Consider the following 20,693-nt stretch of genomic DNA (forward strand, 5'->3'; position numbering starts at 1 on the left):
GCGGTCTCATCGCTTGTGCGGCGGCTCGTTCGTGGCTAGCCAGTAAACGCCGAGTTGCGCCACGGTATGGGCGAATTCGGCAAAGTCCAGGGGTTTACGTACGAAACTATTGGCGCCGTTCTCGTAACTGCGCAGGCGGTCGGTTTCTTCGTCAGAGGAGGTGAGGATGACCACCGGCAGCAAATGGCAGCGGGCGTCCGCGCGCAGCCGGGCCAGAACTTCGAGCCCGGACAGGCGCGGCAGTCCGATGTCGAGCAGCACCACGATAGGCAATACGGCGTCGGCACGGCTGGTGAATTCGCCTTCGCCGAACAGATAGTCGAGCGCCTGCTGCCCATCGCGTACCACATCGACCTCGTTGGCGAGGTGAATCTTGTTCAAGGCCCGCAAGATCAGGATTTCGTCCTGCCGGTTATCCTCGACCAGCAAAATGCTTCTGGCTGTCATGCTGCATCCCCTGTCGTGCCCACGCCGGGCAGGCTGAAGCAGAAGGTCGCGCCGGCGCCGACGGCCGCCTCGGCCCGGATCTCGCCGCCGTGGCGGTGCAAAATGCGCTGGACGGTGGCCAGTCCTATGCCTATGCCCGGAAATTCATCCTGCCGGTGCAGCCGGCGAAAAGGCTGGTACAGCTGCTCGGCGTGCTCCATCCGGAAGCCGGCACCGTTGTCTTCCACGCAAAACCCGGCGAGTCCACCCAGCGTCCCCGCGTACATTCTGATCGTAGGCGCCGGGGTCTTGGCGGTATATTTCCAGGCGTTGTCGAGCAGGTTGCGCAATACGACTTCGATCATGCGGACATCGCCTCTCGCATGCAAGCCCGGCGCGACCTGCCACTCGACCTGACGCCCGGGGGTGTCGCGAACCAGGTCTTGCAGCAGGTGGGTCGCCAGTGCGGAGATGTCTATCGGGTCGTGCCTCAGTTCGCCGCGCGTGCAACGCGACAGAACCAGCATGCCATTGATCAGTTCGCCCATTTTGCGGCTCGCGCCGGCGATCTCATCGAGATACTGCCGGCCTTCGTCCGGAAGCAGGGGGCCATAGTCTTCGTGCAGCGCCTGTGCGAAGCCGTTCATGGCACGTAGCGGGGCGCGCAGATCGTGGGAGACCGAGTAGGCGAAGCTGTCGAGTTCAAGATTGGCGGCGCTCAATTCGGCCGTGCGCTCTTGTACCCGCCGTTCCAGATCGGTGTTGAGGCGGCGAATTTCTTCTTCAGCCCGCTTGCGCTCGCTGATGTCCTGTACCGTGCCGTGCAAACCGAGGATCGTTCCATCCGTGGCGCGGGTGGCTTCGCCGCGGGCGATGATCCAGCGCCGCTCGCCATCGGGCCGGATGACCTCGGCATCGCATTCGTAGGCGATGCCGAGTGCGAGGCCTTTTTCCACCGCAGCGGCAAGACGTGCCCAGCTATCCGCGGCGAAATACTGCGTGACTTCGGGGTAAGCGGCGGGAGGCCATGCCGGATCGCGGCCATAGATGCGATAGATTTCGTCCGACCAGACGTGAACACCGGTCGTGACGTCCCATGACCAGTGGCCGATGCCGGCCATGCGCTGCGCCGCGCGCAATTCGGCCTCGCTTTGCGTCAATGCGGCCTCGGCCTGCTTGCGCGCCTGTATGTTTTCCACCATCGAAATGAAATAGTCGGGACTGCCGTCCTCGCGCCGTACCAGCGCCACGGTGAGATTGACCCAGACGATGTCGCCCTGCTTGCGCAGGTAGCGTTTTTCCAGGGTGTAGCTCGGGATGGCGCCGCTTAGCAACTGACGTACATTGGCCAGGTCGAGGTCGAGGTCGTCCGGCAGGGTAATATCCTGAAAGGTCAACTCCATCAACTCGTGCCAGGCATAGCCGACGATACTGCATAGCGCGGGATTGACGCGCAGCCAGCGGCCGTCGGGCGCGAGCAGGGCAATGCCCATCGCGGCCTGTTCGAAGGTCGCCTCGAAGCGGGTCTCGCTGTCGGTGAAACGCTTGCGGGCTGCGAGCAGGGTCGCGATGCGGGCCAGCAGTTCATCCATCATGAAGGGTTTGGTCAGATAGTCCTGTACTGCGTTTTCCAGCAGCCGGATGCGCAGGGCGTCGTCGATCCTCGCGCTGAGAATGATGATGGGGACATCGGCCAGGTCCGGGATGCGGCGCAGTTCAGCCACCATGCGCTCGCCGCCGACCTCGGGCATCATGATGTCGCTGACGATCAGGTCCGGTGCGTGCCGTTGCGCGAGGCGAAGTCCTTCGCCGCCGTCGCGCGCACTGGTGACGCGGTAGTTCGGGCGCAGCGAGTCGACGATGTAGGCGCGCATGTCCGGGTTGTCTTCCACCACCAGGATGAGCGGGGCATGAGGGCCGGCCGCATCCGCGGCCTTCGCGGCCTGTGTGCGGCCGGCCGTGGCCCCTGCCCACGGGGCGACGGCGTGCGTGGCGGCGACGGAGTCCTGCAGTCGCGTGCCGGCCGGCGCGAGCTGCGGCAGGCTGACCACGAACAGGGCCCCGCCGCTGGCGGCGGTCTCGACATGCGCACTGCCGCCATGCAGCTCGGCGAATTCCTTGACGATGGCCAGTCCGAGCCCGGTTCCGTCGAAGCGCTTTTCGCTGCCGCCATCGACCTGGCGAAATCGCTCGAACACCGCCTCTTGCAAGTCGGCAGGAATGCCGTCCCCATCATCCTCGACCTCCAGCCGCAGCGCACTGTCCTGCTGCTGCAGGCGAAGGACAATATGGCCGCCGGCCGGAATGAATTTGAAGGCATTGGACAGCAGATTGAGCAGAATGCGCTCGAATTTGGGGGCGTCGATCTCCACCTCCAGCTGCGGCGGCAGATCGAGCGTATAGCCGATGGCCTTCTCGCGCGCCAGCGAGTCGAACTGCATCGCCGTCAGTCGGGTGAGGGCGGCGATATCGGTGCGCGTGTACTCCATGCCCATGCTGCCGGCTTCGAGTTTGGCGATATCGAGCAGGTCGCTGACCTGGTGGTGCAGCTGCTGCGCACTGCGCAGCATCATTTCGTCTTCGAGCCGGTTTTCCCCGGCGGCGGGGGGGCGGGCCAGGCGCCGGCTGAGGGGGCTGATGATCAGCGTCAGCGGGGTGCGCAGTTCGTGGCTGACGTTGGCGAAAAAGCGGGTTTTGATCTCGTCCAGTTCCATGGTTTTTTCATAAAGCTGGGTGATCTTGTCGTTCGCGGACCGGGTCGCGGCCAACGCGGACCGGGTCTTGTCCCGTTCACGCCGCAACCGTTCCTGGCTATCGCTGAACAGATAGCCCATGAGCAAAAACAGGCCGGCCGAATACATATTGGCGGGGTTGTCGAATTTCCAGCTCAACTGCGGCGGGATGAAAAAAAACCATACCAGGAGCGTGCTCAGTATGGCGCTGCACAGTCCGCCTCTTAATCCGCCGAGGCGGGCGCTGAAAAATACGGTGGGAAAGAACAGAAACCAGACGAAGGGCGACAACCAGCGCCAGAGCGCCCACTGCACGGCCAAAGCCGGTATGGGCAGCAGGATCGCCAGCAAGAGCCGTTTTTTCATCGTACTCCGTCCCGATGGTCGTCGCGCGCCAGGCCCGCTTGCGGCAAAGCCGCGAGCGCCGCGACTTGGGGGGGATGGCCCCGCGTTGCGTGCATGCCAGGCTCTCCGGCCGGCAGCGCCGTGGGGCGGGGCGTCATCGCACGGTGTCCGTCACGGAGTCGCCGTAGCGTGTCGCGACATCGCAAAAGGCGTCGAAAGCCGCGAGAAAGGCATCGACGATGTCGGGGTCGAAATGGCGCCCGCGGCCCCGGCTGATGATTTCGCGCGCCTCGCCATGGTCGAGCGCGGCCTTGTACACGCGGCGTGTAACCAGTGCGTCGAACACGTCGGACAGCGCCATGATGCGGGCCGAAACCGGGATCGCCTCGCCTTGCAGTCCGTCGGGGTAGCCGCTGCCATCCCAGCGTTCATGATGCCAGTGCGCGATTTCCTTGGCGATGGCGAGAAAATCGACCGGCATCGGCGCATCGCGCTCGGCCAGCTCGATGGCATCGCTGCCGAGCCGGGCGTGGGTTTTCATGATTTCCCATTCTTCCGGCGTGAGCGGACCCGGCTTGCGCAGTATGGCGTCGGGAATGCCCACCTTGCCGATGTCGTGCAAGGGCGCCGAGCGTGCGAGCAGACGGATGTAGCGTTCGGTCAGCTGTCCGGCGAAGCGCGGCAGGCGGCTCAGGCCGCTGGCCAGCAGCTGTACATAGCGCTGGGTACGCAGGATGTGGTTGCCTGTCTCCGTATCGCGGATTTCGGCCAGATGGGCCAGGGCGCGGATACTGACTTCCTGCGTTATTTCGTTCTCGGTCATCCGACGGGCGACTTCGGCTTCCAGGTAGGTGTTCTGGTCGCGCAGGCGATCCCGGATATGCTTGAGCTCGAGCTGGGTATGGACGCGAGCCAGAACGATGGGGGGGATGATGGGTTTGGTGATGTAATCGACCGCTCCGGCGGCGAGGCCGTGCATCTCCGCCTCGGTGCTGTCCATGCCGGTGACGAAGATGACAGGAATATCGCGGGTGGCCGGGTTGGCGCGCAATCGTTCGAAAACCTGGTAGCCATCCAGACCGGGCATCATGACGTCGAGCAGGATCAGGTCGGGATGGGGGAGGGCTGCGGCGATGCGCAAGGCGCGCTCGCCCGAGGTGGCGGCGCGGACGCGATAGTGCGGTCGCAGCAACTCGCCGAGAATGGTGAGATTCTCGGGCGAGTCGTCGACAAGCAACAAGGTCAGAGCTGTGGTGCCCGGCATGGCCGCCCCAAATAAACTCCGGTTGCATCGCTGCTGGCGCGCGTAACCGGGAGTGATTATTTTTTATCCATATTATGTCGTTCGGGTCGTCTTTGCGGCAAGGCTTTCTCCTGTCCGCATTCCTGGCGGGAACGGCGGGCAATCCACTTCCCTTGTGCTGAACAATAGCAGCTAAAACAGGCGTCCAGGCCCTGTTTTATGCATTGGAGTGCGCGGCAGCGGCAATAAAAAAGGATCCGGGGTCTCCGGATCCTTCGGGTGCGCGGCGCGGGGTCGACCAGGCCGGGGGAGCGGCCTGCCGGGCTTCGCGGCTTACTCGTCTTCTCCAACGCTCAGCGCGTTGATGTTGTAACCGCCGTCGACATAAGTGATCTCGCCGGTGATGCCGGAGGCCAGGTCGGACAGCAGGAAGGCGGCAGTGTTGCCGACTTCCTCGATGGTTACATTGCGATGCAGCGGCGCGTGCTCGGCCACATGGTGCAGCAGCTTGGCGAAGTCGCGGATGCCGGAAGCGGCCAGTGTCTTGATCGGGCCGGCCGAAATGCCGTTTACGCGGATACCTTCCCGCCCGAGGCCGCTTGCCATGAAGCGAACGGCGGATTCCAGGCTGGCCTTGGCCATGCCCATCACATTGTAGTGCGGAATCGCACGGACGGCGCCGAGGTAGGACAGGGTCAGCAAGGCGGCCTTGCGCCCTTTCATCATCGGGTGGGCTGCCTTGGCCAGTGCCGGGAAGCTGTAGGCCGATACGTCGTGCGCGATCTGGAACGCTTCCCGGCTCAGCGAGTCGAGGAAGCTGCCGGCCAGCGCTTCGCGCGGAGCGAAGGCGATGGCATGCACGAGCCCGTCGAGTCCGTCCCAGTCGCGGCCCAGCTCGACGAACAGCTGTTCGATTTCCGCATCGTTCTGCACGTCGCAGCGATATACCTTGGCATTGCCGAACTCGCGGGCCAGTTCGCTCACGCGGTCTTCCAGTTTATCCATCACGTAGGTGAAGGCCAGTTCGGCGCCTTCACGATAACAGGCCTGGGCGATGCCGTAGGCGATGGAACGGTTGGAAATCATGCCGGTAATCAGAATTTTTTTGCCATGCAGGAAGCCCATCTTGAGTCCTTCTCGGTAGAAACAGCCGCTCATTATACCGAAGCCGGGCTGTTCGCACATTACCCGTTCGCGCAAAGCGTCGCGCTGTGGTGCCAAAGACTCAGGATGATCCGTCCGCCGGGCGCGTCTGCGGCGAGTGGCGGGTTGCTTCCCCACCGGGGGCTTGCTACCATTCCTGCATCGAACACCGAACAAAATCAAGCAGAGGTAGCCATGAGCGATCTGATCAAACACATTAGCGACGACTCTTTCGAACTGGACGTGCTCAAGGCAGCAGGGCCGGTTCTGGTCGATTTCTGGGCCGAGTGGTGCGGCCCGTGCAAGATGATCGCTCCGATTCTGGAAGACGCGGCCCGCGACTACGCCGGCCGCCTGACCATCGCCAAACTCAATATCGACCAGAACGAGCTGACCGCGCCCAAGTACGGCATCCGCGGCATTCCGACGCTGATGCTGTTCAAGGACGGCCAGGTCGCCGCCACCAAGGTTGGCGCGCTGTCCAAAAACCAGCTCATCGAGTTTGTTGACAAGAACATTTAAAGAGTCTAATCTCCCTTCAATTCTTCAAGCGGGCGGAGTCTTAAGCCGCCCGTTCCGTTACCCGCTTCCACACCCCTGATTAGCCTCTTACCGCTAAATCGTATTCGAGTCGACCACGGCCGCTATGCATTTATCTGACCTAAAACATCTTCATGTCACCGAACTGGTTGAAATGGCTATTGCCAATGAGATCGACGGTGCCAACCGACTGCGCAAGCAGGATCTCATTTTTGCGCTTCTGAAAAATCAGGCCAAAAAGGGCGAAAGCATATTTGGCGAGGGGACGCTGGAGGTGTTGCCGGATGGTTTCGGCTTCCTGCGCAGCCCGGACACGTCCTACCTGGCCGGTCCGGATGACATCTACGTCAGTCCGAGCCAGATCCGCCGTTTCAACCTGCATACCGGCGACTCGATCGAAGGCGAAATCCGTACCCCCAAAGACGGCGAGCGCTACTTCGCGCTGGTCAAGGTCGATCGCGTCAACCACGACGCGCCGGAAAACTCCAAGCACAAGATCCTGTTCGAAAACCTGACGCCGCTGTTCCCGACCGAACAGCTGCATCTGGAACGCGATATCCGCGCCGAGGAAAACATCACCGGCCGCATCATCGATCTGATTGCGCCTATCGGCAAAGGCCAGCGCGGCCTGCTGGTCGCTCCGCCGAAATCGGGCAAGACCGTGATGCTCCAGCATATCGCGCATGCGATCACGTCCAATCATCCCGACGTCGAAATGATCGTGCTGCTGATCGACGAACGTCCGGAAGAAGTGACCGAAATGCAGCGTTCGGTGCGCGGCGAAGTGGTGTCGTCGACCTTCGACGAACCGGCCACCCGCCACGTTCAGGTCGCCGAAATGGTGATCGAAAAGGCCAAGCGCCTGGTGGAACACAAAAAAGACGTGGTGATCCTGCTCGACTCCATCACCCGTCTGGCCCGAGCCTACAATACCGTGGTACCGGCATCTGGCAAAGTATTGACCGGCGGTGTCGACGCCAATGCGCTGCAGCGCCCGAAGCGTTTCTTCGGCGCCGCGCGCAATATCGAAGAAGGCGGCTCGCTGACGATTATCGCTACCGCCCTGATCGAGACCGGCTCGCGCATGGACGATGTGATCTACGAAGAATTCAAGGGTACCGGCAATATGGAAATCCACCTCGACCGCCGTATGGCGGAGAAGCGGATTTTCCCGGCGCTGAACATCAACCGTTCCGGCACGCGTCGCGAAGAGTTGCTGATCCCGCAGGACCAGCTGCAACGCATCTGGGTGCTGCGCAAGCTGCTCTACCCGATGGACGATCTGGACGCGATGGAATTCTTGCAGGACAAGATCCGGGCCGCCAAGTCCAATCTGGCGTTCTTCGATTCGATGCGTCGCTGAGCGGGCTGCATCAACGATATCGCGCGTGCCCGTGTGCACGCAGACAGAAACGCCGGACTTCGTGTCCGGCGTTTTTTTTACGGGATTGAAATCCAAGTGGACCGAGTCGATCTGATGCAATGGTTCTCTGCGATCGGAACCGTTGCCTTCGCCTTTTCCGGCTATGTGGTCGGCGTACAGAAGCGCCTGGACCTGCTGGGCATCCTGATCGTGTCGCTGCTGACGGCCATCGGCGGCGGGATCATCCGCGATATGATGGTGCATCGTGTGCCGCTGGTATTCTACGATTACGACAGCATCGTCATCATTGCCGTCACGGTATTTTTGTCTTGGCTCGTGCGGCTGCACCGGCGGGACAGCGGTTCTTTCCACCGTCTGTTCATCATCGCAGACTCGCTGGGGCTGGTGGCCTTCAGCATTACCGGTGCCCAGGTCGGCCTGATGTTCGACCTGAATGCTTTCGGCGTGGTGGCTCTGAGCTTCGTCACGGCTGTAGGCGGTGGCGTGGTGCGCGATATGATGGTGAACGACATCCCGTTTATTTTGCACCAGGATTTCTACGGGACGGTGTCCATTCTGGTGGCTGGCGCACTGTTCCTGCTCGACCGATTGGCGCTGGTCAATCTGTTGACGCTTCAGCTATTGTTTCTTGTCGGCCTGACCATACGGCTGGTCGCCCACTGGGGAGATATGAAATTGCCAAAAATTGCCGCCGGCGGCGGGACGGGCCCGCGATGAGGGCGTTGCCCGACGATACGCTCCAGGCCGAGGCCTGGTTGCGCGAACGGCTTGCAGCCGGGCCGGCCAGCGGCTGGCACGGCGATTTGCCGCTAAGGAAGGCGAGCAGCGACGACCGGCCGGCGGCAGTGCTGGTTCCGCTGGTGTGGCATGCCGACGAACCTCCGACTGTGCTGCTCACGCGCCGCAGCGACACCCTGCCGACCCATGCCGGGCAGGTGAGCTTTCCCGGCGGCAAAGTGGATGCCGGCGATCGCGATGCCGTTGATACCGCCTTGCGCGAAGCCGAAGAAGAGATCGGTCTCGCGCGCGAACGGGTCACCGTGGTCGGCGTGCTGCCGCCTTATGTCACGATCACCCATTTCGTGGTCACGCCGGTGGTGGCTCTGCTATCCGCACCGCTGCAGCTGCGGCCGGAACCGGGCGAGGTCGCCGGGATCATCGAAGTTCCGCTTGCCCGCGCGCTGGACCCTGCCAACTATACCCGCCACGATTACGAACGCGACGATGTGCGCGGGCAGTATCTGGCGTTGGCGGGCACGCCGGTATGGGGTGCGACTGCCGCCATGCTGCGCTTGCTGGCGGCGACACTGACCCGGTGTGCCTAGAGTTTGAATCGCATCGACAGGTCGACTGCGGTTACATCCTTCGTCAGCTTGCCGATCGAAATACGGTCGACGCCGGTTTCGGCGATCGCACGCACGGTATCCATGTCGACGCCGCCCGAGGCTTCCAGCCGGGCGCGGCCGGCGGCGATGGCGACCGCCTCGTGCAAGGTGCCGATGTCCATATTGTCGAGTAATACCGAATCGGCCCCCGCGTCCAGCGCCTCGCGCAATTCGGCCAGCGTCTCGACTTCCACTTGCACGCCGACATCGGCCGGTGCAATCGCGCGCGCGCGGGTGACCGCGCTGGCGATGCCGCCGGCGGCCATTATGTGGTTTTCCTTGATCAGAATGCCGTCGTAGAGGCCGATGCGCTGGTTTTCGCCGCCGCCGCACGTGACCGCGTATTTCTGGGCGAGCCGCAGCCCGGGCAAGGTCTTGCGGGTGTCGAGAATGCGTGCGCGCGTACCGGCGATCCGGTCGACATAGCGACGGGTCCGGGTGGCGACCGCCGATAGCAGTTGCAGAAAATTCAGCGCCGAACGTTCGCCGGTCAGCAGCGCGCGCGCCGGACCCTCCAGTTCGCACAGGAGCTGGTTGGCGGCGACGGCCTGACCTTCTTCCGCATGCCAGACGATACGTACCGAGGCATCGATCTGGCGGAAGCATTCCTCGAACCACGACTGGCCGCATAAAATGGCGTCTTCGCGTGCGATGACCGTGGCCTGTCCCTGATGTGCGGCTTCGATCAGGGCGGCAGTCCAGTCGCAGCGGCCGATGTCTTCGCTCAAGGCCTGCGCAACCTGCTGGGCGATGTGATGGGCGGCGGGAAGTCGTGGCATAGTGTGTTCTCCATTGGGCGCCGCAATGCGGCGCGGCTAAGATGATGCATATATTTCGGGAAATGAAAGCCGGCCCATGAATCTACCCGCTGCGCTATTCCCCTCTTTGTTGCTGTGGCTGTGCAACGCGCTGGCGCTGGCGTTGCTGGGGCTGGCCTTCGTCCGTGGCGGTCGGCCCGATCCGCAGCGGGTCAATGCCTGGCTTGCGGCGGTGGCGTTGACTGCCGCGCTATGGTCGCTGCAACTGACGCTGCGGCCCGGGCTCGGTTTTCACCTGCTGGGCGCCGCTGCGTTTTCGCTGCTGATGGGGCCCTGGCACGCCGTGCTCGCTTGCGCATTGCTGTTGCTGGTGCAGGGACTGGCAGGGCAGGGCGAGATCCCTGCCTTCGGTCTCGACCTGCTCATCGGCGGGGCGCTGCCGGTGGGGCTGACCACGGTGCTGCGCCTGGCGTGCGAGCGCTGCCTGCCTGCCAATCTGTTCGTGTATATCTTTCTGGTGGCCTTCCTCGGTGGCGGACTCAGCCTGCTGGCCGTCAACCTCGCCGCGCTGCTGTTTCTCGGCCTGGCGGGGGCCTATCCCTGGGACGAGTTGCTCGGTTCGGTCATGCCCTATTATCTGCTGCTGTCGTGGTCGGAGGCGTTTACCACCGGTCTGGTGCTCTCGATTCTGGTCGTATACCGGCCGCACTGGGTCTCGACTTTCGATGACAGGCGCTACCTGGACCGTCGCTGATGCGTTTTCAGTCGAGCCAGCCCTGCGCGATGAGCGTGGCGCGCAGCTCGTCCGGCCCCCGGGTGAGAAACGTCTGCCAGCCTATCTCGCGCGCCGGCTGCAGACATTCGGGGTTGTCGTCGAAAAAGGCGATGCGCGCCGGTTCGACACCGAGTTCGGTGGTCACGTGACGGTAGACGTTTCGATCCGGTTTCTTCATCCCGATCAGGTGCGAGGCGAATATCGTCTGGAAGTGCTCGACGATGCCGAAGTCGGCGGCAATGTGGTCGTAATGCGCGGCATTGTTATTGGTGAGCGAAGCGAGGCGAAAACGTCGCCCCAGCGTCGCCAGCAACTCGGGTATGCCGGGGTAGGCGCCGCTGACCCAGCCGGTGTAGCGTGCAATGAAAGCCTCGGTGTCGATATCCAGCTGCAATTCTTCGATCGCACCGGCGGCAAATTCGTGCAGCGTGCACAGGCCCAGATCGTGTCGTGCCACCCAGGGCGACGTCAGCCAGAAGCGCCGCGCCTGCTCCCGGTCCAGGCGGCCGGCGGTCAATTCGACCAAGGGCGTGGTGCCGTCCCAGTGCACCAGAACGCCTCCCATATCAAACAGCAATACGTCGATAGTCGACATGAGTTCTCCGTGTGGTTAGAGAATGACGGGCTCCGCCTCCAGTGCGACGCCATAACGGGTGTGCACGGCTTCCTGGATGCGTTGCGCAAGCGCCTGAATTTCTTTGCCACTGGCATGGCCGTAGTTGACCAGCACCAGGGCCTGTCTGGCGTGTACGCCGGCATCGCCCTCGCGCAGCCCCTTGAAGCCGGCCTGCTCGATCAACCATCCGGCGGCGAGCTTGGTCTTGCCCGTGCCCGCCGCATAATGCGGCAGTTCCGGGTTGTGCGCGATCAGTGCGCGCGCGTCGGCGGCGGGCAGCACCGGATTCTTGAAAAAACTGCCGGCGTTGCCCAGGTGCGCCGGGTCGGGCAGCTTGGCCGCGCGGATGTGCATGACGGCGTCGCTGATATCGAGCGCCGAGGGGGTGCCGGCGCGGCCCATGCGCGCAAGCTCGGCGCGGATGTCGCCGTAGCCGGTCAGCGCGGCCGCCTGTCGGGACAGCTTGAAGCGGACGGCGACGACCAGCAGCCGTCCCGCCGCCTGGCGTTTGAAAATGCTGTCGCGGTAGCCGAAGCGGCAGTCGGCGTTGCCGAGGACAAGGAGGCGGCCGTTATCATCCAGATCGGCGCAGACGACTTCGCTGATGCAATCTTTTACTTCGACGCCGTAGGCGCCGATATTCTGCACCGGGCTTGCTCCGACGGTGCCGGGGATCAGGCTCAGGTTTTCCAGCCCATGCCAGCCGCGGGCGAGGGTATGGCGTACAAAGTCATGCCAGTTTTCGCCGGCGGCGGCTTCGACGATGACATCCTTGCCGTCGTCGGCCAGTGTGCGGATGCCCTTGAGGGCGATTTGCACCACCAGACCGTCGAAGTCGCGGGTGAACAGCAGATTGCTGCCTCCCCCCAGCCATAATACGCGACCGCTGTGCTCGGCTTCGCTGCGGATGGCAGGCAGGTCGTCGAGTGTGGACAGTACGGCGAAGCGGCGCGCACGCACGTCCATGCCGAAAGTGTGGCGCTCACGCAGCGATACGGCGTCTAGAAATTCCAGGCTCACGTTGTTTGGCCCTTTGCCAGGTCGAGCGGGATGCGGCGGCGGCTTTCCCGCACCAGGTAGGCGACCAGCAGCGCGGCTGCCGCGCTGAGGCTGATCACCAGTGCGCTCCAGAAGCCGTAGATGCCGAGTGCGGGTGAAACCACCCAGTCGGTCATGCCCAGTACGATGCCCAGGCCGAGGCCGGCACCCCAGAAAGAAACGATGTGGATCGCCATCGGAATCCGGGTCAGCTTGTAGCCGCGCAAGGCGCCGGAAGCGATGGTCTGCGCGGCGTCGGTCAGCTGATAGACGGCGGCGAAAATCAGCAGGGTGCTGCCCATGGCGATCAGTTGCGGGTCCGATGTGTACATTGAAATGATCGCATGGCGGCCGAACAGGATGGCCAGCATGGTGCAGAGCGCGGTGGCGAGGCCGAGGCACAGGCCGACGCCGCAGATCATGCGCGCGCCCTGCGGATCGCCGGCGCCTATACTCTGCCCGACGCGTACGGACAATGCGGTCGATATGCTTTGCGGCACCATATAGATTAGGCTGGAAAAATTCAGCACGGCCTGATGGCTGGCTACGACGACCGTACCCAGGCGCGCGATCAGCAGTGCGATGAAGGAGAACAGGCTGATTTCGACGAAAAAGGACAGGGCGATCGGCAAGCCCAGGCGCAGGAAGGTGCGATGCATGGCGAAATCAGGCCGCGGCAGCCGTGCTGACAGGCGGTAGCGGGCAAAGGCAGGGCTTGCCGCCATATAGACCCACAGGGCGATGCTGTTGAACCAGAAGGCCGCTGCGGTCGCCCAGCCGCAACCGGCCCCGCCCATCCGCGGCAGCCCGAACAGGCCGTGTATCAGAATGTAGTTGAGCGGAATATTGAGCCCCAGTGCACACAGGCTTACCAGCATGATGGGGCGCGGACGGTTGAGGCTGGATGCCAGCGCATGCAGTGCGCGATGGATCATGGCCGCCGGCATGGCCAGCGCGCTGCCGGAAATGAACAGCATGATCTTGGCTTCGACGTCGGGCGGCAGGTTCAATACGCTGGCGAGCAGCGGTTCGAGCGCGAACATCAGCAGCATGCCGAACAGGCCGATCAGGGCACCGAAGACCAGTCCCTGGCGCGCGGTTTCGCCGACGCGTTTGTGATCGTTGGCGCCGACATGGTGGGCAAGGATGGGGTTCAGCGCGGTCACGACCCCCATCAGCGTCACGTAGACGGTGAGAAAAATGCTGGAGCCGAGCGACACGGCCGCCAGATCGCCGGTGCTGACGCGGCCGGACATGACGGTGTCGACAAAACCGGTGGCGACCTGGGCTATCTGGGCGATCATCATCGGCAGGGCGAGGCAAATCAGCTGCTTGCCCTCGCCGCTGAGGCGTCCGGGTGCGGCGCGGTGAAAGTCGAACGGCATCGATAAGTATCTGGCGAAGGCAAAGCGGCATTATACGTCACCCGCGCCGGTCGCGCCCCGGGCTCAGCCGAATAGCGCGGGCGGATCGCGGCGCAGGTCGCAACTGATGATCAGCTCGCGGCCGAAGCGCGCGTTGACCGACAGTGCGTCGTAAAAGGCGATGTCGTGGATCACCAGTTGCCCTGCGTGACGTTCGGTCTGATAGCCGAGCTCACCGGCAAAGGCGGCCAGATTGTTCAATTGCAGCGTATTGTCCGGGAGAAGTGGCGCGGCGGTCAGATTTCCCGAGAGAGCGTTGTAACTTCTCACGGTATCAAAAGCACTATATGAAAATTCGGTGTAAGAATCGTTCTGGCAATCGTACATACTATTCTCCTGGTCGAGGGGACGCGGTTTGCGCGCCCGACTCGTGTCAGGCGACGCTTTAGCAGGATTTCTGGGCGCCCTGCAAGTTGTCTCTTAACTCGGCGCCGGGTTGCCATCGTGCGATGGAAACACCGTGTAAACGTCCGTCGCGGGGGGTACGAAAACAAAAACCCGCTTGCCAGAGGCGAAGCGGGCCGTGACGGCTACGCTTTAGCTGGCATTTATATAGCGCCCGCAAGCTGAATCAAATCGGCGCATTACGGAACCATCCTAGGATTATGCGGACCGGGTGTCAAGCCCTTGTTCGCCGTTGCCGCGCGCCGGCCAGGCGGCGAGAAATTCGCGCCAGTGCATTTTGTCCTGCGCCGCGACCCAGTCGCGCGCCATGGCGATTTCGGCATCGTATTCGCGCGTCGATAAATGGCCGCGCATCTGCTGGAAACGCAGGTAGACCAGATAGGTGTTGGCGGCATCGGTTTCGCAGTAGTCGCGGATCGCTTCGGTCTGCCCATCCTGATAGGCGCTCCATACCTTGGAGCCATCCATGCCCAGTTTGCCGGGAAAACCGCACAGCTTGGCCATGTCGTCGAGCGGGGCGCTCGCGCGCGGCTGATACAGCGCGAGCATGTCCATCAGGTCCAGATGGCGGGTGTGGTAACGGCCAAGGTAGTTGTTCCACTTGAAGTCGCGGCTGTCGGCATGGTCGCCGTCGCCGGTTTCCCAGTAGCGCGGGGCGGCGACACCGTTGATCAGCGCCCGGTAGTGCATGACGGGCAGGTCGAAACCGCCTCCGTTCCACGATACCAGCTGCGGCGTGTAGCGCGCGATGGTGTCGAAAAAAGTGCCCAGCATTGCCGCCTCGCTGTCGCCGGCCTGGCCTATGGTCTTGATGATGATTTTGTCGCTCCAGCGCAGCACGCAGGAGATCGCCAGGACGCGGTGAAGGTGGTGGGGCAGGAAGTCGCTGCCGTTCTGCGCCCGCCGTTTCTGTAGCGCGAATTCGGCGACGGCGGCATCGGGCAGTTCGTCGTCGAAGCCGTACAGGGTCCGAATGCCGGCGATGTCGGGAATGGTTTCGATATCGAAAGAGAGAACGGGGATCACGGAGTCCGCTTTGCGACGAGATGAATATGAGCGCGATTATAGCGATAGATGGGCGCTCGAACGAGGCCGCAGGCGGTGCCGGGGGGCGAATGCCGGCCCGCGTAAGCGGAGAATGGGCCTATCTGCAACGCCAGGCTGTCGGACGGGTGTCTTTTTCAGCTTGAATCAGGCTATAATCCCAGCCTTGAAAGCCTTCCCGGCGTACTCCCCGACCCTAATTTCCCAATGATTCGCAAGCTTATCCGAAAAGTTCTCGACCTTCCCGCCCATATGGGACGGGGCCGCGTGCGTCCGCGCGTCATCCCGCTTGCGCAGCACGGTGTGCGCCGCGAGCAGCTCAGCCATGCCGCGCTCAAAGTGACCACCCGTCTGCAGGAAGAGGGCTACACCGCCTATGTTGTCGGCGGTGCGGTGCGCGATCTGTTGCTCGGGGTGTCGCCCAAAGACTTCGATATCGCGACCAATGCCACGCCCGAACAAGTGCATCACTTGTTTCGCCGTTCGCGCATCATCGGTCGCCGGTTCCGTATCGTCCATGTGATGGTAGGGCCGGAGACGATAGAGGTGACCACGTTCCGCGGCGGCAGCATCGATACCATGAACGAGTCCGGCCGCATCATGGCCGACAACAACTACGGCAGTCAGGAAGAAGATGCGCATCGGCGCGACTTCACCGTCAATGCCCTGTTCTACAATCCGGGCGACGAGTCCATCGTCGATTACCATCATGGCGTGCGCGATCTGAACGCTCGCCGGCTGGTGATGATAGGTCAGCCGTCGCGCCGCTATAACGAAGATCCGGTGCGTATGCTGCGCGCGGTTCGTCTGGCGGCCAAGCTCGGCTTCATCATCGACGAGGAGACGCGCAAGCCGATCCGCAGCCATGCCCACCTGCTGAAAAAAGAGCCGGCTGCGCGCCTGTTCGATGAAATGCTCAAGCTGCTGATGTCGGGCGAGGCCTACGCCTGCCTGCTCAAACTGCGCGATGAAGGCTTGTCGCGCGGCGTCTTCCCGCTGCTGGACGCGGTGCTGGGCGAAGGCGAAGGCGATGCTTTCCTGCAGCTCGGACTCGCGAGCACCGATCAGCGCATTCGCGCCGACAAGCCGGTTTCGGTCGGCTTTCTGCTGGCGACGCTACTGTGGCGTCAAGTCGACCGGCACTGGCAGACGCGTATTGCGGACGGCGAACGTGCCGTGCCGGCGCTGGCAGGCGCCATCGCCGACGTGGAAACCGAGCAGGACAACGACTTTGCCATTCCGCGCCGCTTTGGCGTGACCATGCGCGAAATCTGGACTTTGCAGGCCCGCTTCGATAGCCGCAGCGGGCAGCGGCCCTACCGCTTCATGGAACAGCCGCGTTTCCGCGCCGCTTTCGACTTCCTGGCCTTGCGCTCGGAAGCGGGCGAAGTGCCGCCTTCGCTGGTGCAGTGGTGGGACGACTTCCAGCGCGCCGATCCCGATGAACGCGAAGCCTTGATCGAACGGGCACGCGATGCCGGTGGCGACGAAGGGCCCGTCAAGAAGCGCCGGCGCCGCCGCCCGGCCGGCCGACGCCGTCCTCCGGCCCCGGAGGACCCGGTGTGACGCGGGCCTTCGTCGCGCTGGGAAGTAATCTGGATGAACCCGTAGCGCAGATCAGGGCCGCTTTTGCGGCCCTTGCCACGTTGGAGGGATGTCGGATCGTCAAGACGTCGTCGCTTTATCGTACCGCACCGATCGGCTATCTCGACCAGGCCGATTTCATCAACGCCGCGGTCGAGCTCGACTGCGCGCTGACTCCGCACCGGCTGTTGCAGGGTCTGCTGGCGATCGAATCCGATTTTGGCCGGCTGCGCACTTTTCGCAACGCCCCGCGCGTGTTGGACCTCGACTTGCTATGGTTCGAGGGAATCCGTCTCGACGACGAGACGCTGACCCTTCCTCACCCGCGTCTCCATCTGCGTAGTTTCGTACTGACTCCCTTGTGCGAAATCGCTCCGGATCTGACCGTAGGCGAACTCGGCCGTGTCGATCATTTGTTGGCCCGGCTGGAGGATCAGGGTGTGGTGCGGCTGACAGAGTGATCGTAAAGGAACAACGATGAGTAATTTGCGTTATATCGTGGTGGAAGGCCCCATCGGGGTCGGAAAATCCTCTCTGGCCCGTCGTCTGGCGATGCATCGCGGCGTCGATCTTGTGGCGGAAAACCCCGACGGAAACCCGTTCTTGCCGCGGTTCTACCGCAATTTCCAGCACCATGCCCTGTCGACCCAACTGGCTTTTTTGATGCAGCGCGCCGATCTCGCGCATCAGATGCTCAAGGGCGAATTGCTGACCCGCCCGGTGGTCGGCGACTTCCTGTTCGAGAAGGATGGACTGTTTGCCCGACTGAATCTGGACGAGGCCGAGCTGGCGTTGTATCGTCGCATTTCGACTCAGGTGCTGCCCGAGTATCCGGTTCCCGATCTGGTGATCTACCTGCAGGCATCGGAAGAAACCCTGCTCAATCGCGTTGCTTCGCGCGGTGCCGATTACGAGGTCAATTTTCCGGAAGGCTACCTCAAGCGCGTCCATGCGGCGTACAGCGAGTTTTTTCATCAGTATGAAGCCTCGCCCCTCCTGATCGTCAATACCGATCACCTCAATCTGGTTGAAGGGCAGGACGACTTCGATTTGTTGCTGCGCTGCATCAGCGAAATGCGGGGACAACGCAGCTATTTCAATAAGAGCGCCTGACGACAGGCGCCATTAATCTTCTCCTACGCGACGAGGACGGACAGGCATGAAAATTACTGTCAACACCCTGCAGCAGATGGTGCTGGACGGTGACAAAATCACCATGTTGACCTGCTACGATGCGAGCTTTGCCAGTTTGCTCGATACTGCCGGGGTCGACATTCTGCTGATCGGCGATTCGCTCGGAATGGTGATTCAGAATCTCGATTCGACCCTCCCGGTTTCGCTCGATGAAATGGTTTACCACACCCGCTGTGTTGCCCGCGGTGCGCGCAATGCCCTGGTGCTGGCCGACATGCCATTCGGCAGCTATCAGGAAAGCCCGGCCCAGGCCTTTGCCAGTGCCGCGCGGCTGATGCAGGCCGGCGCCCATATGGTCAAGCTCGAAGGCGGCGCCTTCATGGCGGAAACGACGCGCTTTCTGGTCGAGCGCGGCATCCCTGTCTGCTCGCATATCGGTCTGACGCCGCAGTTTGTCAACACCTTCGGCGGTTTCAAAGTGCAGGGCAAATCGGCCGATGGCGCCGAACGCATCCTCAACGACGCCTGCGCACTGGCCGAGGCGGGCGCGAGCATGGTGCTGATGGAGTGCGTTCCGTCTGAACTTGCGCGCCGCATCACCGAGAGCGTGGCGGTGCCGACTATCGGTATCGGCGCCGGGGCCGGCGTCGACGGCCAGGTGCTGGTCCTGCACGACATGCTCGGCGTCTATCCGGGCAAGCGCGCGCGTTTCGTGCGCAATTTCCTGTCGGGAAGCGGCAGCATACAGGAGGCGGTTCTGGCCTATGTCCGTGCCGTCAAGGATGCGTCCTTCCCGGCGGCGGAACACTGTTTCTGAAAGGTAACATCATGGAAATCATCCGTACGATCGCCGAGCTGCGCCAGTGGCGCCGCGAGGCAGGCCGCGTGGCCCTGGTTCCGACCATGGGCAACCTGCACCAGGGGCACCTGGCTCTGGTGCGCGAGGCGCGCGAGGCCGCGGATCGTGTTGTGGTCAGCATCTTCGTCAACCGGCTGCAGTTCGGCCAGGGCGAAGACTTTGGCGCCTACCCGCGTACCTTCGACGCGGATTGCGCCAAGCTGATCGAGGCCGGTGTCGATGTCCTGTTTTTCCCGGATGAGAAAGAACTGTATCCACGGGTGAAGCAGGATTTCAATGTCGAACCGCCGCATGTGCAGGACGAGCTGTGCGGCATGTTCCGCCCCGGCCACTTCCGTGGTGTGGCCACCGTCGTGTGCAAGTTGTTCAATATCGTCCAGCCCGACGTTGCCTGCTTTGGCAAGAAGGACTACCAGCAACTGCATATCATCCGCGCGATGACCGAAGACCTGAATATTCCGGTGACACTGATCCCGGTGGATACCGGCCGCGCCGGGGACGGACTCGCGCTGTCGTCGCGCAACGGATATCTGAGCGAGGCCGAACGCGCGGAAGCGCCCCGTCTCTACCGCTGTCTGTCGCTGATGCGCGAGCGCTTGCAGGACGGTGTGCAGGACTACGCAACGCTGGAAGGCGATGCGCGCGCGACGCTGGAGAGGCACGGCTGGGTGGTCGACTATGTCGAAGTGCGCCAGGCGGACAGCCTGGAAATCGCGCACGCGGGCGAGAAGCACCTGGTGGTGCTGGCTGCGGCGCGCCTCGGTCGGACCCGTCTGATCGATAATGTGGAAATCGCGCGTTGAGACGCGCGTTCGAATGGAAGAATCATGCAACGTACCATGCTGAAATCGAAGCTGCACCGCGTGACAACGACTCAATCCGAGTTGCACTACATCGGCTCCTGCGCAATTGACGAAAATCTGCTGGATGCGGCCGACATCCGCGAGTACGAAGAAATCCAGATCTGGAATGTGACCAATGGCGAACGTTTTGCCACCTACGCGATACGCGCCGAGCGCGGCTCCGGCACCATTTCGGTCAATGGCTCGGCCTCTCGCCGTGCCGCGGTGGGCGACCTGCTGATCATTGCCACCTTTGCCCAGTACGAGGATGCCGAACTGAACGGGCATACCCCAAAACTGGTTTTTGTCGACGCTCGCAATCAGCCGACCGATATCAAGGGCGCCACGCCGGTTCAGGCGCTCTGATCGCCCCGTCTGCGCGCAAGCCCGTCCGCTCTGTGGCGGGTCGATGCCCGCAAGCCGTTGCCTGACGGTTTGCGGGCAGCTGTTCCCCCTGGTTTCGTCCCTGCCGTTTTCGTCATATGCCACCGTCCCGCGCCCATGTTGCGGGCTGCGGAAACAACCGTTCGTTTGGCCTGTTTGCGTTTTTCCGGTCCCGGTGTAAGGTAGTCCTGACCCTTGCGAAGGAGGATGGCCGATGGACCCGATGCGATTGAACGGACATTGCCTGTGCGGCGCGGTGCGCTACTGCGCCGATGGCGCGGCGTCGGATATCACGCATTGCCACTGCGCCTCGTGCCGCCGTGCGAGCGGAGCAGGCTTCGTCAGCTGGTTTACTGTTCGTGCGGATCAAGTGCGCTGGAGTGGAGAAGGGCGTGCGATCTATCATTCTTCGACGACGGTCGAGCGCGGATTCTGCCCGCGCTGCGGCTCGACGCTCAGCTACCGGCATGCATCGGACCCCGGACTGATAGACCTGACCGTGGCAACACTGGACGACCCGGCGGCGCTCACGCCGACCAGCCATTGCTGGTGGAGCGAACATCTTCCCTGGGCCGAGCCGTCGCGCCTGGGCGAACTGCCGTGTCACCCGCACGCGCTGGACGCCATCTGAA

At 62.8% G+C, this 20,693-nt stretch carries 22 protein-coding genes; 12 read left to right on the forward strand and 10 right to left on the reverse strand.

The window, feature by feature from the left end:
- Positions 1-6: 6 nt before the first annotated feature.
- The 4 genes from G520_RS0105760 to fabI form a co-directional block, all read right to left on the reverse strand.
- A complete protein-coding gene (locus tag G520_RS0105760) occupies positions 7-447 on the reverse strand; it encodes a response regulator (protein ID WP_028534817.1) in 441 nt (146 codons plus the stop codon).
- Positions 444-3,524, reverse strand: coding sequence for an ATP-binding protein (locus G520_RS23905; RefSeq protein WP_051229096.1), 3,081 nt, complete (start codon positions 3,522-3,524; stop codon positions 444-446). Before G520_RS23905 ends, G520_RS0105760 begins: the two co-directional genes overlap by 4 nt.
- Before the next feature lie 133 nt (positions 3,525-3,657).
- Positions 3,658-4,767, reverse strand: coding sequence for a response regulator (locus G520_RS0105770; protein WP_028534818.1), 1,110 nt, complete (start codon positions 4,765-4,767; stop codon positions 3,658-3,660).
- A gap of 312 nt (positions 4,768-5,079) precedes the next feature.
- On the reverse strand, positions 5,080-5,871 hold the full coding sequence (fabI, locus tag G520_RS0105775) for an enoyl-ACP reductase FabI (RefSeq protein WP_028534819.1): 792 nt from the start codon (positions 5,869-5,871) through the stop codon (positions 5,080-5,082).
- 213 nt (positions 5,872-6,084) lie between these two features.
- On the opposite strand from fabI, the gene trxA reads away from it, so the two are divergent.
- From trxA to G520_RS0105795, 4 genes are all read left to right on the forward strand, one after another.
- Complete coding sequence (gene trxA, locus G520_RS0105780; protein WP_028534820.1) at positions 6,085-6,411, forward strand: thioredoxin TrxA; 327 nt, start codon at positions 6,085-6,087, stop codon at positions 6,409-6,411.
- Between the two features lie 124 nt (positions 6,412-6,535).
- Entirely contained in the window at positions 6,536-7,792 is a 1,257-nt protein-coding gene (gene rho, locus G520_RS0105785; RefSeq protein ID WP_028534821.1) for a transcription termination factor Rho, read from the forward strand.
- A gap of 114 nt (positions 7,793-7,906) precedes the next feature.
- Entirely contained in the window at positions 7,907-8,530 is a 624-nt protein-coding gene (locus tag G520_RS0105790) for a trimeric intracellular cation channel family protein (RefSeq protein ID WP_036665543.1), read from the forward strand.
- Complete coding sequence (locus G520_RS0105795) at positions 8,527-9,138, forward strand: CoA pyrophosphatase (RefSeq protein ID WP_051229098.1); 612 nt, start codon at positions 8,527-8,529, stop codon at positions 9,136-9,138. Before G520_RS0105790 ends, G520_RS0105795 begins: the two co-directional genes overlap by 4 nt.
- On the opposite strand, the gene nadC is transcribed toward G520_RS0105795, so the two are convergent.
- Positions 9,135-9,977: a carboxylating nicotinate-nucleotide diphosphorylase gene (gene nadC / locus G520_RS0105800; protein WP_028534824.1), complete on the reverse strand. Its 843-nt coding sequence runs from the start codon at positions 9,975-9,977 to the stop codon at positions 9,135-9,137. The two genes, G520_RS0105795 and nadC, sit on opposite strands and share 4 nt — an antisense overlap.
- Before the next feature lie 76 nt (positions 9,978-10,053).
- On the opposite strand from nadC, the gene G520_RS0105805 reads away from it, so the two are divergent.
- On the forward strand, positions 10,054-10,710 hold the full coding sequence (locus tag G520_RS0105805) for an energy-coupling factor ABC transporter permease (protein ID WP_028534825.1): 657 nt from the start codon (positions 10,054-10,056) through the stop codon (positions 10,708-10,710).
- 7 nt (positions 10,711-10,717) lie between these two features.
- On the opposite strand, the gene G520_RS23910 is transcribed toward G520_RS0105805, so the two are convergent.
- From G520_RS23910 to G520_RS21745, 5 genes are all read right to left on the reverse strand, one after another.
- The gene (locus G520_RS23910; protein ID WP_051229100.1) at positions 10,718-11,326 is read right to left on the reverse strand and encodes an HAD family hydrolase; all 609 of its coding nucleotides are present in this window, start codon (positions 11,324-11,326) and stop codon (positions 10,718-10,720) included.
- A gap of 15 nt (positions 11,327-11,341) precedes the next feature.
- Positions 11,342-12,361 (reverse strand): UDP-N-acetylmuramate dehydrogenase, encoded by a 1,020-nt coding sequence (gene murB / locus G520_RS0105815; protein WP_428829236.1) that lies wholly within the window; start codon positions 12,359-12,361, stop codon positions 11,342-11,344.
- Positions 12,362-12,363: 2 nt separating this feature from the next.
- Entirely contained in the window at positions 12,364-13,770 is a 1,407-nt protein-coding gene (locus G520_RS0105820; RefSeq protein WP_028534827.1) for an MATE family efflux transporter, read from the reverse strand.
- 63 nt (positions 13,771-13,833) lie between these two features.
- Positions 13,834-14,136, reverse strand: coding sequence for a hypothetical protein (locus G520_RS0105825; protein WP_028534828.1), 303 nt, complete (start codon positions 14,134-14,136; stop codon positions 13,834-13,836).
- 276 nt (positions 14,137-14,412) lie between these two features.
- A complete protein-coding gene (locus G520_RS21745) occupies positions 14,413-15,240 on the reverse strand; it encodes a 3'-5' exonuclease (protein ID WP_051229102.1) in 828 nt (275 codons plus the stop codon).
- 225 nt (positions 15,241-15,465) lie between these two features.
- Between G520_RS21745 and pcnB the strand changes: the two genes are divergently transcribed.
- The 7 genes from pcnB (at position 15,466) to G520_RS0105865 (ending at position 20,692) form a co-directional block, all read left to right on the forward strand.
- On the forward strand, positions 15,466-16,824 hold the full coding sequence (gene pcnB, locus G520_RS0105835; protein WP_028534829.1) for a polynucleotide adenylyltransferase PcnB: 1,359 nt from the start codon (positions 15,466-15,468) through the stop codon (positions 16,822-16,824).
- Entirely contained in the window at positions 16,821-17,303 is a 483-nt protein-coding gene (folK, locus tag G520_RS0105840; RefSeq protein ID WP_028534830.1) for a 2-amino-4-hydroxy-6-hydroxymethyldihydropteridine diphosphokinase, read from the forward strand. The genes pcnB and folK overlap by 4 nt, the downstream gene beginning before the upstream one ends.
- Positions 17,304-17,319: 16 nt before the next feature.
- The gene (locus G520_RS0105845) at positions 17,320-17,955 is read left to right on the forward strand and encodes a deoxynucleoside kinase (RefSeq protein ID WP_028534831.1); all 636 of its coding nucleotides are present in this window, start codon (positions 17,320-17,322) and stop codon (positions 17,953-17,955) included.
- Between the two features lie 46 nt (positions 17,956-18,001).
- Positions 18,002-18,793, forward strand: coding sequence for a 3-methyl-2-oxobutanoate hydroxymethyltransferase (gene panB / locus G520_RS0105850; protein WP_028534832.1), 792 nt, complete (start codon positions 18,002-18,004; stop codon positions 18,791-18,793).
- 11 nt (positions 18,794-18,804) lie between these two features.
- Complete coding sequence (panC, locus tag G520_RS0105855; protein ID WP_028534833.1) at positions 18,805-19,638, forward strand: pantoate--beta-alanine ligase; 834 nt, start codon at positions 18,805-18,807, stop codon at positions 19,636-19,638.
- Positions 19,639-19,662: 24 nt separating this feature from the next.
- Positions 19,663-20,043 carry an aspartate 1-decarboxylase gene (panD, locus tag G520_RS0105860; protein ID WP_028534834.1) on the forward strand — a complete coding sequence of 127 codons (381 nt, stop codon included), beginning with the start codon at positions 19,663-19,665 and terminating at the stop codon, positions 20,041-20,043.
- 232 nt (positions 20,044-20,275) lie between these two features.
- Positions 20,276-20,692, forward strand: a complete 417-nt coding sequence (locus G520_RS0105865) for a GFA family protein (RefSeq protein WP_028534835.1) — start codon at positions 20,276-20,278, stop codon at positions 20,690-20,692.
- The last annotated feature ends 1 nt before the right edge of the window (position 20,693 follow it).

It is taken from the genome of Paludibacterium yongneupense DSM 18731 (assembly GCF_000422925.1).
Taxonomy (GTDB): domain Bacteria; phylum Pseudomonadota; class Gammaproteobacteria; order Burkholderiales; family Chromobacteriaceae; genus Paludibacterium; species Paludibacterium yongneupense.